Origin of the sequence: Enterococcus durans, assembly GCF_002277935.1 — a bacterium.
Lineage (GTDB): Bacteria > Bacillota > Bacilli > Lactobacillales > Enterococcaceae > Enterococcus_B > Enterococcus_B durans.
In genome coordinates this window covers 2,795,880-2,808,030 of sequence record NZ_CP022930.1, presented here as the reverse complement: position 1 = coordinate 2,808,030, position 12,151 = coordinate 2,795,880, and the positions used below count along the sequence as shown (strand labels likewise).

General features: G+C 34.7%; 14 protein-coding genes and 1 pseudogene. 13 read left to right on the top strand and 2 right to left on the bottom strand.

The features are described from left to right. Positions 1-33 precede the first annotated feature (33 nt). Positions 34-153, top strand: a pseudogene (locus CJZ72_RS15315) (DUF3788 family protein); the annotation flags it as partial. Between the two features lie 169 nt (positions 154-322). Here the strand turns inward: CJZ72_RS15315 and CJZ72_RS13295 are convergent. Next, positions 323-1,543, bottom strand: coding sequence for an IS110 family RNA-guided transposase (locus tag CJZ72_RS13295; protein WP_095443953.1), 1,221 nt, complete (start codon positions 1,541-1,543; stop codon positions 323-325). A gap of 617 nt (positions 1,544-2,160) precedes the next feature. Here CJZ72_RS13295 and CJZ72_RS13290 point away from each other — a divergent pair. From CJZ72_RS13290 to CJZ72_RS13270, 4 genes are all read left to right on the top strand, one after another. Further along, complete coding sequence (locus CJZ72_RS13290) at positions 2,161-3,186, top strand: HNH endonuclease (protein ID WP_016176475.1); 1,026 nt, start codon at positions 2,161-2,163, stop codon at positions 3,184-3,186. Between the two features lie 333 nt (positions 3,187-3,519). Then, entirely contained in the window at positions 3,520-4,278 is a 759-nt protein-coding gene (locus CJZ72_RS13280; protein WP_005880068.1) for a restriction endonuclease, read from the top strand. Between the two features lie 101 nt (positions 4,279-4,379). Then, a complete protein-coding gene (locus CJZ72_RS13275) occupies positions 4,380-4,643 on the top strand; it encodes a hypothetical protein (protein ID WP_081135493.1) in 264 nt (87 codons plus the stop codon). Between the two features lie 171 nt (positions 4,644-4,814). Next, entirely contained in the window at positions 4,815-5,033 is a 219-nt protein-coding gene (locus CJZ72_RS13270) for a hypothetical protein (protein ID WP_081135496.1), read from the top strand. A gap of 235 nt (positions 5,034-5,268) precedes the next feature. On the opposite strand, the gene comI is transcribed toward CJZ72_RS13270, so the two are convergent. Next, positions 5,269-5,376, bottom strand: a complete 108-nt coding sequence (gene comI / locus CJZ72_RS13265) for a competence inhibitor ComI (protein ID WP_227326304.1) — start codon at positions 5,374-5,376, stop codon at positions 5,269-5,271. Between the two features lie 255 nt (positions 5,377-5,631). Between comI and relB the strand changes: the two genes are divergently transcribed. The 8 genes from relB (at position 5,632) to hrcA (ending at position 12,066) form a co-directional block, all read left to right on the top strand. Further along, positions 5,632-5,862, top strand: coding sequence for a type II toxin-antitoxin system RelB family antitoxin (gene relB / locus CJZ72_RS13260; RefSeq protein ID WP_005880060.1), 231 nt, complete (start codon positions 5,632-5,634; stop codon positions 5,860-5,862). Next, positions 5,859-6,125 carry a type II toxin-antitoxin system RelE family toxin gene (locus tag CJZ72_RS13255; RefSeq protein ID WP_005880058.1) on the top strand — a complete coding sequence of 89 codons (267 nt, stop codon included), beginning with the start codon at positions 5,859-5,861 and terminating at the stop codon, positions 6,123-6,125. The genes relB and CJZ72_RS13255 overlap by 4 nt, the downstream gene beginning before the upstream one ends. Before the next feature lie 117 nt (positions 6,126-6,242). Next, positions 6,243-6,686: a conjugal transfer protein gene (locus tag CJZ72_RS13250; protein ID WP_198324557.1), complete on the top strand. Its 444-nt coding sequence runs from the start codon at positions 6,243-6,245 to the stop codon at positions 6,684-6,686. Between the two features lie 174 nt (positions 6,687-6,860). Then, positions 6,861-7,409, top strand: coding sequence for an EF0163 family protein (locus CJZ72_RS13240; RefSeq protein ID WP_095443952.1), 549 nt, complete (start codon positions 6,861-6,863; stop codon positions 7,407-7,409). 71 nt (positions 7,410-7,480) lie between these two features. Next, a complete protein-coding gene (locus tag CJZ72_RS13235; protein WP_081135506.1) occupies positions 7,481-7,714 on the top strand; it encodes a DUF3850 domain-containing protein in 234 nt (77 codons plus the stop codon). A 172-nt stretch (positions 7,715-7,886) separates the two neighbouring features. Beyond that, complete coding sequence (locus tag CJZ72_RS13230; RefSeq protein WP_081135508.1) at positions 7,887-9,269, top strand: tyrosine-type recombinase/integrase; 1,383 nt, start codon at positions 7,887-7,889, stop codon at positions 9,267-9,269. Between the two features lie 330 nt (positions 9,270-9,599). Then, positions 9,600-10,772 (top strand): radical SAM family heme chaperone HemW, encoded by a 1,173-nt coding sequence (gene hemW / locus CJZ72_RS13220; protein WP_081135511.1) that lies wholly within the window; start codon positions 9,600-9,602, stop codon positions 10,770-10,772. Positions 10,773-11,022: 250 nt separating this feature from the next. Then, the gene (gene hrcA, locus CJZ72_RS13215; RefSeq protein WP_081135513.1) at positions 11,023-12,066 is read left to right on the top strand and encodes a heat-inducible transcriptional repressor HrcA; all 1,044 of its coding nucleotides are present in this window, start codon (positions 11,023-11,025) and stop codon (positions 12,064-12,066) included. Positions 12,067-12,151 lie beyond the last annotated feature (85 nt).

The following is a 12,151-nucleotide window of genomic DNA, read 5'->3' as shown; positions in this document are numbered from 1 at the left end:
CCTGACTTTTGGACGGCGTTTATTTGAGAGAGGCTGGGACAGAAGTGTTTAACTCCGAGAAATAAGAAGAAATTAACGAAAATTGCTTTTCAAATTTTTGTGAATTTCGACTTATTTCCGAAGGAGTTGCTTCTGCTCTCGCCGTTTATCCGAGAGTCTATAGCAACCCTGATTTTTAGATTTGTCCCACATTCTTCTTCCTACGTTTAGTCAAGTACTTTTTTCTATTGGTTTTTATCAAGAAAAAAGTATACGAAATAAGCCTAATAAATTAGAAATTTTTTTATTAGGTATGCTATAATTCTAGGTAAGGATATATTCCTTATTGGTCGTTAGAGGCCGTGTATGAGTAATCATACGGACTTGAATGTCGTACCATCGAATGGAGACATTTCAAGAGCTTGTTGATGCAGGCGACGAGCGCAACCTTATGCTTTTTGGGCGAAGGTTGCGTTTTTAGTTTATAGTAATAGTCCACAAGATGATTGGGCCCCGCCGCTTGTTGTCGAATCATGTTCATCATAATAAAATACAAATTTTTTCGGGCCTTCGGATTCCCATGTTTATTCATGTGTTCTTTGGCTATATATTTTCCAGATTGATATCTTCTGGTATCAACACCGACGAAAGCATTCAATTGCTTATGAGAAGAAAAACGCCGAATATCCCCTAATTCACCAATAATGAGTCCTGCAGAAAGTTCACCAATTCCAGGGATACTTTGATAGAAATCAAATTCTATTGTTTGTTTCGCAATTTCAACTAGCTGTTTGGCGAGTTGTTCTTTTGTTACAAGCAATTGTTTCAATTGTTGGGCATAATACACGACTTTTTGAACAGAAATACTTTGTCCAGATTCTGCTGGATAAGAATTTTGCGCAAGTGAAAGTAAGGTTTGTGCTTTAGCCAAGGCTTTTTGATCGGAGATTTTTTTATCCGTATTTTTCTTTAACACATTTTTTACCTTAGTTTGGCTTAAGTGTGCCAAGTAATCAGGGTGGGGGAAAAGTTCGACAAGATTCAAGGCGAGTTTTGATAACCTGTTCGTGAAAAGTGTTTCCAATTCTGGAAAAGTCAATTGTAAAGCGGTATGCAGGTTCATTCTCGTACGTTTAATGTCCCTTTCAATTTGTTGATAAAAGCGTGCAAAATCGCGTGTTTGTTTATAGACTTCTGTTTGAGATTGTTTTTGTTTCCGCAAAAATTGACCGTGTGTTTGTGCCAGTCGATGGGCATCTCGTTTATCCGTTTTGACTGAACGTAAGTCAATATTCAGTTGTTTTTTCGCTTCTAAAGGGTTTAATAAACAATAGGCGAAATGATTCTTTTGACAAAAAGTTTCAATGACTCTTGAATAAACCCCCGTTGCTTCAAAAACGATTTGTGGTCGTTCTGGAAGAGCATAAATTTCTTGAAGAAGTGCATTGAAATGTGTTTTATCGTGAAGAATTTCTTGTTCAAAAAGACAAGTATTTTCATGATAAATAACGACATAACTTTTTCCCATTGAGACATCTAAAGCAAGTACATACATAATTTTCATCTCCTAAGAAGTGTTGAAAGATTCTTCACTGCTTCATTTCGTTCCTAATTTCCTTTACACGGGCTCGAAGCCCCAACATACTTAAACCAGGTTTTAAAATGACAGTGAAGAAGACCATTTTTTGTTTGGGACTCGTAGTCCAAGAAAGTGTGGTAGGTCTTTCTTTCACAACCAACTATACGCTTAAAAGAGCGTTAGAGGGTAATTTCATCCGTCGATGAATTTACCCTCTAATCTTAGTATGTTTATGTAGGTCTACTTTACTATTATAAAAGAAACTAGCTACTTCATCAAAATTTCTAAACCATTAAATATGTAGTACTTACTAAATTATCCGTCGTAAAATTTTATAATTGAATCATCCATTGTTTTACCTAAGTTGTTATAAGTAATAGACGGTGTTTTTACATAAAGAGACTACGTTTTTTTAGTTTATTTTGCTCTGATATACCACCTATGAAGAATACGCTAAGATAAGAATAGTAAAAATTAGCATAGATGAGGTATAATAATGATGTTTTTATATATTATAGATAACTTGAACATAAAATGATTTTTTTTCGATTTCCAAGTTATCTGATGCCAATTATATTGATATCATTAGGAGCTGCATTGCTATGAATCCAACATTGATTACTAAGAAAGAATTACTAAAAGAATTAGATATTTCTACCGGTGTATTAGCTGATTTAATTAGAAATGGCATGCCAAGAGAGAGAGAAATGTTTAATCTTGATAAAATTATTGTCTGGCGAGAAAATTGGTCTAAAAACATATTAGGTGAAATAGAAGTCGGTAGAGTATATACTAACAAAGAAATTTCAGAGAAGTTTAAATGTTCTCGACAGGGTGGAATGAGAAGATCTCATCAAACTAATACTCTTGTATTGTTTAGTGATCAAACAGGAAGTAATGTTTATAAAGATAAGTGGTTAAATGGTGTTTTACAATATACAGGTATGGGGCTAAAAGGGGATCAAGTATTGGATAGGAATCAAAATAAAGTTTTAGCTAACTCGAAAAGTAATTTTGTAAAAATCCATTTATTTGAAACATTTAAACCAAAAGAACACACGTATTTGGGAGAAGTATATTTAGCAGGACAAATATATACTGATTATGAAAAAGATAGCTCGGGTAACAGTAGAAAGGTATATAAATTTCCTTTAGCTTTAATAAATCAAGAGCAATTAATTGAAGATAAAGAAATATATAATCAGGAAAAAAGTCAAACTAGGTATGTTCGTAATTTATCTGATATTAAATTAGAAGAAGAGGCCAAAAAAATTAGTAGTTATAACAAAAAAATGGCTGCAAAATATGTTAACAAAGAGGAGTTTTGCTTCTCAAAAACAAAAGTTTATAAACGTAATCCCATCGTATCTGAATATGTTAAACGACTTGCAAAAGGTGTTTGTCAACTTTGCCAAGAAAAAGGACCATTTATAAAAGATGGTATACCTTATTTACATTGTCACCACATAGAATATTTGTCGCAAGGCGGAAAAGATGTGATTGAAAACTGTATCGCGCTATGCCCAAATTGTCACGCTAGAATTCATGAACTTGAGTTACCTGAAGATAAAGAAAAATTGCTGAAGATCGTTGAAAAAAGAGAATATAGCTTTTCTAAAATATCATAATTTATTTTTATGTGACAAATAAGCTAATGAGAGCTATGCCTTCTATGTAAAACTAAGTTCTATGATAAATAAAGAAGTAATTCTAGTTCATTTTTGTAGTAATGTTTCTTAAATATTCTATATGCTTCGATAGAAGTGTATCATCTAGTAAATTCCACGTACTAGAGGATATTTTTTTGTAGAGATGACTTGCTTATAAAACAGTTGGCTCCTTCGTCAAAAAAAGCATATTCTTTCGCAAAAAGAGCATTTTTTTTGATCAAACAAATTAATACTCTTGTTATTAATTTACAATAAAAAGTGATATATAACTTTGTGAAGGGAGACAATAAATTGGTTCTAAAATTTTTACAGAAGTTAAATGGAAAATCTAGTAAGACAGAAGATGGAATAGATGCTCAAGAAATTATCCCAGAAGAAAAAAAGGGATTGAAAGAAGTATCTTTCTTACTAAACAATGATGAAAGAATTGTTGTAGATTTCATAAGCGATATGGATAGGGATTTTGGAAGTAGTATTCGAGATCGAGTGAGACAAGGGGATCATTTTGAGAGATTTTTAGCCGCAGTGTTTAGATTGGCGGGGTATGAAGTCGAAATCACCAAGAAAAGGGTTATGAAGGATAAGCGTGTATATACTGGCGATGGTGGTGTAGATTTGATTTTAACTAAAGAAAATGAGCGTATAGCAGTTCAAGCAAAATCAAAGCGCTTAAATAGTACAAGGAATGAACGATTGATCACTGATAATGATGTAAAAAATTTCGCAGGAATATCTGATAAAAACTGGACTAAAAAGATGTTTATCACTTCGTCTTTTTTTAATAGTTATGCTTATAAACAAATAACAGAAAATGAAAAAGCACATAAAATCGAGTGGTATGACAGATATGAACTTTTAAAGCTGTTAAATCAGTTGATCCCGGAAACGATGCTGAAATATCAAGTATTGAATTCATTGCCTAAAAATATAAAAATTTGTCCTAAATGCAACAAAGGAATTATGATACCACGCCAGAATGGGACAACGGGGCAATACTTTAATGCTTGTGTAGCTTATTGTGGACATACAGAGAGTATCAAGAATCGTTGAAACGAAAACGCTTTTTCCTTCAGGATGAAAAAGGAGTTCATCGGAAAAATCTTTTCTTCTGTATACTTAGTTGAAAATAAGGTTGAAATGGAGCGTTGATCATGGAAAAAAATGAACAGAATAAGGAAACAAGTATAGGAAAGCCAGCGAAGATACTAGAACGAAGAAATGCCATATTTTTTGATAAAGAAGAACTAGTTGTACTCCAAAAATTACAAAAATCCCCAAGCCAAACAGTGGCGAAATCTGACCAACAATCATTTCATGCTATTGCTTCCAATGCTTCTCAGAAAACAAAAGATAAAGCTCAAGTGTCTGGAAACACACAGGAAAAGTTTCCCGTGAAAGAAAATTTACAGAGATAGATATTGGACGAATGAATAGAATCTTAAATGGTGCAGTCAATTGGAATTAATCTAACACTTTTAGTTATATTGTCCGATAAGACAATATGACTATTGGGAGGATTCTTTAGAAAAAATTGGTCTAAGGATAAAGACGGCAATTATATTTTAGCGTAATAGGAGCATGATAGGATGCGAAGAAAAACCAAAGAAAAAATCAATCATTTGATCAATATAGGTACATTTTGCTCAATTATCATGGCTATCTTCTCGGTCATTTTACTTCTTCAAAAAAGATATTTTTGGACATTTTTAGGTATTACTGGAATGATTGTTGGTATTGCTTCTTTTTGGAGTTTAAAAAAAGAAATGAAATCAATTGGAGAAGATGATGGTCATGATAATAATTGAATGCTGCGTTTAGTGGAAGTTATCTATTTGTCAGTCTAATTTTACTGATATCTAAAAAGCACTAAATAAAGTCAAATCATTTTAAAAATTGAAAAAGTAAGGAAAGCTATGATATAATAAACATGAAAAAAGGAACTGCGTCAACAGTTCCCTTTTGACAGCACCGCTAAAGACGGTGACGATTTAATCTAAATATTTCAAGAAGAAATAGCTAGTCGGCTCGCTAAAGTGACGGCTATTTCTTTTTGTCATTTTTGTTGACTAAGGTTAGGATGCCGAAGATCAACATTGCGGTAAACGAACCGAAACTAATCATTAGCCCTAACGCTGTTTCAACAGACAAAAGGCGTCTCCTTTCTCTAAAGTTTGAGATTATGTGCATAAGCACCACCTCACTTTCGAATGGATAGCCACCGTCATTAAACTTTACTGTCTAGTAATAATTATAGAATATAGATCTAGTTATCAACTTGAAAACTCAAGTATAACTAGATCTATTTTTTTGCCTAGAAATGTTAAAATAGCCAAAAATAAATGACACAAGAATTGACAGTTTGATTAATCTGTATTACAATGTGATACAAATGGAGGCGATAACATGGCTATGATTACGGTACGTGTGAGTGATGCTGAAAAAGAATGGCTTTCTTATATGGCGGAATTTTATGGAATTACTTTATCTGAACTATTAAAAACCTATTCGATGGAACAATTAGAAGATGAATATGATCGACAAACAGCTGAAATTGCCCATAAACATTGGATAGAAAGTGGGAAGCCAACTGTATCCATGGAAGAAATACTGAATGAATTTGGAGGACTAAAGTGACCTATCATTTAGAATTCACGCCTGAAATTCAGAAACAACTTCGTAAAATGGACAAATATCAAGCTACATTGATTGTTCGATGGTTGTATCAACATATTGATGGCGTTGATGACCCGAGAAAATTCGGGAAAGGGTTGACAGCCAATCGTTCAGGGCAATGGCGTTATCGGATTGGCAAATATCGAGTGTTGGTAGAAATAGAAGATAATCAAATGGTTGTCATTGCTATTCAAGTGGGACACCGAAGAAATGTCTATGATTAAGAGACTATTTCTTTTTATAAAAAAATAAATAGATGAAATCTAGTTAAAACTCTTGAACTGAGAGATTTAACTAGATTTTTTTTATGAATAAAACGTAGAAAATTGCTAGGAGGAACTATGGATTTTAAAAAGATCAAGAAAAAAGAGAAACGTCCGCAAGTAAAAAAACTCTCTCAGAAAAAAGCAAACAAAGTTGTTTTGACGGGAATCTGTTTACTTATTGGCACTTCAGCAATAGGCGTGATTCGAGCAAATGTAGTGGCTAGTAACTTTGATCAATTAGATGGTCAAGTTCGCAAATTATCTGAATCAGCCAATGAACCGATGAAAACGAGTACCACCTATGATTATGCTGCGCTTACTTTTTATGCCACTAGTTTTGCGAAAGAATATTTGAATATGGATACTACGGTAGATGAAGACAAAAAGAATGAACGTTTAGAGCGATTAGCTAAATATCTTTCACTAGATGTTGATGCGGTGAGTGATTCGAATAATAAACAGTTAGAGATCGTGCGCAAATTTAAGGAAGCTTCAGTAACTAATCAATCAAATTTGTGAAAAATTTCAATGTCATAAAAACGAATTTGCAGTACGACGTTTTGAGGATGGATATTTAGTTTCGGTGAAAAATCATGAATACAAAATAAAATTTTCAACAGGTAAAATCTCACAGATCGTCTATGCAAAAGAAATGGTTCGGGTACCAACCGACCAGCGAAAGCGGGTAGATCAATGAAGAAAAAGAGCCTTCTTTTTGCTAGTTTTCTTTGTGGGGGCAGTTTTTTGAGTGGTTGTGTCCAGGAAGAAACAAAACAAGACACAACCACTACAGCAGAAGTGCAACTCATGGAAGCTGTAGATTCTAGTCAAATAGATAGAGAAGCAGAAAAGACTGTTCCAACTGAATCAACAACACCAAAAGAAAAACAACCAGATAATAATCCAATAAAACAGTCAAAAGAAAAAGAAGATCATACTAAATTAGTACAAAAATATGGCGAATCCTATAATAACTTTAGAAATCTCAACCATCGTAATGAGAAATTAAAAGGCCTCATGACAGAAGAATGTATTCAAATGAATGGGATCGATATCGAAACAGGGAATGCTTTAGGCAGTGAAGGCAAAATTACTTTCATTTATCAAAATGCTCAAGATGAATATGCGGTATTGCTTGATTGTATTCAGAATGGTTCACCGATTCGAGTTTTATTGTTAGCGAGAGTAGAAAATGGAAAAATAGCAGAAATGACTTATAACACGTTGAAGCAGGAATACTAACAATGGAAACATTAAATTAATTAAAAAATAATTCATTAAAATTTATTTAGAAATATAAAGAGGTGTTACAGGTGATTCATGAATTAAAGATAGATAATATCTATTTCGAAGATATTCTAAATAACTCAAAAAAATTTGAAATTCGTAATAACGACCGAAATTTTTCAGTAGGAGATATAGTAATTTTAAAAGAAATAGATTCCAAGAGAAACTATACCGATAGAAAGATATCGGTTAAAATCATATATATTACCGATTATGAGCAAAAAGAGGGATATATAGTTTTTGGTTTTGAAAGAATTTAAAAATGATGGGTTTATATTTAAAAAATCATTTAAAAAGTTTTCAGGTTTGATTTCAATGCAAGAATAAGCCGATATCAAGTTTGGATAAATTATATAGTATTAAGATGAAAAGCGCATAAGCGATAGGGAGACCTTTCACTTATGCGCTTTTTTTATATGAAAGGAGGGAGAATTGCTGCGGTCGTCAGAGTTGAAACAGTATTTGCGAAGTTCCTATACAACCATTGATAAAAAAAGTTATTTACGTACGTTTCAGGCTTACTATGATCCAATTAAAGGAAAGACGAGAAAGAAAAGTGTCAATTGGAAAGCAAAAGGGTTTAAAAGTGAAAAACAAGCATTGCGCTATCTAAAGGAACAGATTGAAAAAGAGTTTAAAAAGGATTCGATGTTTTCTGATGCGAACCATTGTGAAACGTTTCGTGAATTGACAATTCTTTGGCTAAAAGCTTGGTCACCAACTGTTCGTCAAACGACTGTCCACTACCAAAAAGAGATTCTTGCACGGTACCTATGTCCGTATTTTACGGATGATCTGCGACTGAAGCAGTTAACTCCCTTATTTGTAGAAGGTGCTTGGGCAGATATCCTGGCGATTCGCTCGAAACAAACAAAAAAATTTCTAGAAAAAGCTACATTAGAAAAAATCCGTTCCCTGCTCAAACAAATTCTAGCTTATGGCTATCGCCACGATTTAGTTCTATTTGATTTGAATAAGATTGTCTTGAAAATCCCAAATGATCGAAAAATTCCAGCGGTCCACCGTAGAAAAAAGAAGTTTCTAGAGAAAGAAGAAATCAGTATACTTTTTCAGGCAATCAACGAGAAATATGAGACAAATAATGAAAATAATAAGATGGGAAAACTTTACTTGGATATGGCAGAATTTCTAATTCGAAATGGATTGAGGATTGGTGAGTTAAGTGCGTTGACGATTGAGAAAGTGGATTTTCAGTCGAAGAAGTTAGTGATTGATGAAGGCGTAGTGGCAGCTGGTAGAACCATTGAACAATACATACGCAATCCACCAAAAACAATCTCCTCTATTCGAGAAATCGATCTGGATGATCGTTCTCTTGCGATTATTCGAAATCGAATTCAAATAAATGAAGCGAGGCAAAAGGAAATGAGGCAACGAGAAAAAGGAACTTTTATAAGGACATATCAGCGAAAGAATCAAACTGCCTATCACAAAAAAGTGAAGGCTGCCGAGAACTTTCTTTTTTCAAACACAATTTTTCAGACCCAAAATGGTACGCCAGTTGTGTATCATTCGTTTAATGAGTTTATGAATGGACGGGGTAATAATAAAAAAACAGTGAAATGCGTGAAAGATATCTTAAGAGAAAAATATCCTGAGTTTAATAAACATGTTACTACGCATACTTTTCGCTACACGCATATTTCTCTCTTGGCAGAAGCCAACGTCCCCATCAAAGCCATCATGGATCGAGTGGGCCATGCCAATATGAAAACCACACTGGAAATTTATAATCAGGTAACGAATGCCACCAAAGAAAAAGTCATCCAAGAAGTCGATTCTTGGATTTTTTAGTGGATTTGTTTACCAAATACGTTTAGTATGCGTATATGAGAGGTCGTGAAAGCTATGATCTGCTCCAAGAATTAAGAGCAAAAATCGAAAATAGCTTTCCATATTTTTGTATTTTTTGAACTTAATTCCGCAGGAGCAATCGCTTGAGCACCGTTTGATAAGAGGTCGTGAGAGTGCTAGGTAGCTCCGATGACAATAAGAAAGAAATTTCTCAAACAGCTTTTCATGTTTTAGAAATTTATGGATTATTTCAAGGAGCTAGTACTTGAACACCGTTTAAAGAAGGTCGAAAATCAGTACGACTTTTCGACGTAAGGAGAAAGAAAATTAATGAATGAAACAATAAATTCCGCAGAGCGTAAGGTTTCTGCGTATATCCATATCCCGTTTTGCGAGCATATTTGTTATTACTGTGATTTTAATAAAGTCTTTCTAGAGGGGCAGCCGGTCGATGAATATGTTGAGAGGCTTTTGGAAGAAATGAGAATCATGATGGAGAAATATCCGGTGGCTGATTTAGAGACGTTATATGTTGGTGGTGGCACACCAACATCACTGTCAGCGAATCAGTTAGATCGCTTGTTGGCGGGCGCACGGGAAATCTTACCTTTTAAAGAGGGGAAAGAGTTTACTGTGGAAGCCAATCCTGGTGACCTTACGCGTGAGAAGCTGCAGGTGATGAAAAATTATGGGGTTAATCGTTTGTCAATGGGAGTGCAGACTTTTGACAATAAATTATTGAAAAAAATTGGTCGAAAGCATACCGCTGAAGATGTTTATCAAACGATGTCCTTTTTGGATGCGGAGAATTTTAATAATGTAAGTATTGATCTGATTTATGCTCTTCCAGGTCAAACACTTGAAGGATATCGGCAGACATTAGAGCAAGCTTTAGCGCTTGATTTACCTCATTATTCGTTGTACTCATTGATTTTAGAAAATAAAACAATGTTTATGAATTGGGTACGACAAGGGAGACTGGAGTTGCCAGATCAAGAAACAGAGACAAGGATGTTTGAAGAAACGATCGAGGCAATGGAGAAACATGGGCGTCACCAATATGAAATCAGTAATTTTGGTTTGACTGGGCATGAGTCTCAGCATAATTTGATGTATTGGAACAATGACCACTATTTTGGTTTTGGTGCAGGTGCTAGTGGCTATCTTGGGAATAATCGTTATCGAAATAAGGGACCGATCCAACATTATCTACGTCCATTGAGACAAGGGGAGTTGCCTATTTTAGAAAAAGAGGAACTGTCTAAGAAAAATCAGATAGAAGAAGAAATGTTTTTGGGATTGCGGAAAAAAATGGGGATTTCAAAAAAACACTTCCGAACGCGTTACCAATGTTCAATAGAATCATTGTATTCGACTGTGCTGATTGAGTTAGAAAAAGAGGGGCTGCTTGTTAATGATGATGAGAGAATCTATCTTACACCAAAAGGAATATTTTTAGGAAACAATGTATTTGAACGTTTTTTATTAGGAGATGAAATTTGAAACCATTTTTAAAACGTTAAATTTTTATAAAAAGCAAAAAAAGAAAGTAAAAAAGTATTTTTAAAAAGGTTTGAAAGGCTGATGAAACACTGATAGATCAATAGTCTTACTGGTTAACTCTGTTTTTAGCACTCGACTTAAGAGAGTGCTAAAAATAGAGTTATTTTTCTTGACACAGGTAGGGGTTCTTGCTATATTAGTAAGTGGGTTAGCACTTAGAAGATAAGAGTGCTAACAAGAGGTGAGGAAGATGTTAACACAAAGACAAAGTGAGATTTTACGTCTGATCATCCAAAGCTATACGAGTAGTGGCGTGCCCGTTGGTTCCAAAACGTTAATGGAAGAAGGAGTCGAGGCAAGCTCGGCAACAATTCGCAATGATATGAAAGCACTAGAAGATGAAGGTCTTTTGCTTAAGACTCACTCGTCTTCAGGAAGGATACCTTCAGTACTTGGCTATCGTTATTACGTGGACCATTTGCTAAAGCCGGCTCGTGTGCCAAACGATGATTTGCAACAGATTCGGCAGTCTTTAAGCAAAGAGTTTCATGAAATCAACGAGATCATCAAGCAATCTGCTGAAATTTTATCCCAGCTGACTAGTTATACGACTTTCTCGTTAGGGCCAGAAATCAAAGACCGCCGATTAACTGGATTTCGAATCATTCCTTTGAATAGCCGACAGATTATTGCAATCGTCGTGACGGACAAAGGCAATGTGGAAAGCCAAGTATTTACACTTCCAGAGAATTTAGGAAGTCAAGACCTAGAAAAAATGGTTCGCATTGTCAATGATCGTCTAGTGGGAGATCCTCTAGTGACGGTCTATCACAAATTGCGAACAGAAATTCCAATGATCTTGCATAAGTACTTCCAAACAACTGAAGGGATGTCTAATCTTTTTGATACGGTACTCGGTCATGCGTTTGAAGATAAAGTTTATGTAAGTGGACAAATGAATCTATTAGATTATGAACCACACCAGGATCTTGACCAATTCAAGTCGATGTTTTCCTTTATGACTGATACCTATGAATTGACGCAGATGATCGTACCGATGGATAGTGATATCCATATCAAGATCGGTACTGAACTAGGAAACGATCTTTTGCAGAATATGAGTATGATCCAAGCAAGTTACGAGATTGCCGGGCATGGTCGAGGTACAATAGCATTGTTAGGACCAACTAGCATGCCGTATTCTAAGATGTTTGGTTTGGTGGATGTCTATCGTCAGGAATTAGCGGTGAAACTTGCCGACTATTATCGCTCGCTTGATTTATCAGGTTCTTAGTGTTAAAACGGATTGTAAGGATTGGATTCTCCAAGTAAGGTTGAATCAATCAAACAGCTGACTGAATAATGAAAGGAAGACTGTA

Excerpts from the sequence above, each read along its gene's own strand:
- CJZ72_RS13295 (WP_095443953.1), bottom strand. The coding sequence starts at position 1,543 with ATGAAAATTATGTATGTACTTGCTTTAGATGTCTCAATGGGAAAAAGT.
- CJZ72_RS13290 (WP_016176475.1), top strand. The coding sequence starts at position 2,161 with ATGAATCCAACATTGATTACTAAGAAAGAATTACTAAAAGAATTAGAT.
- CJZ72_RS13275 (WP_081135493.1), top strand. The coding sequence starts at position 4,380 with ATGGAAAAAAATGAACAGAATAAGGAAACAAGTATAGGAAAGCCAGCG.
- CJZ72_RS13270 (WP_081135496.1), top strand. The coding sequence starts at position 4,815 with ATGCGAAGAAAAACCAAAGAAAAAATCAATCATTTGATCAATATAGGT.
- relB (WP_005880060.1), top strand. The coding sequence starts at position 5,632 with ATGGCTATGATTACGGTACGTGTGAGTGATGCTGAAAAAGAATGGCTT.
- CJZ72_RS13250 (WP_198324557.1), top strand. The coding sequence starts at position 6,243 with ATGGATTTTAAAAAGATCAAGAAAAAAGAGAAACGTCCGCAAGTAAAA.
- CJZ72_RS13240 (WP_095443952.1), top strand. The coding sequence starts at position 6,861 with ATGAAGAAAAAGAGCCTTCTTTTTGCTAGTTTTCTTTGTGGGGGCAGT.
- hemW (WP_081135511.1), top strand. The coding sequence starts at position 9,600 with ATGAATGAAACAATAAATTCCGCAGAGCGTAAGGTTTCTGCGTATATC.
- hrcA (WP_081135513.1), top strand. The coding sequence starts at position 11,023 with ATGTTAACACAAAGACAAAGTGAGATTTTACGTCTGATCATCCAAAGC.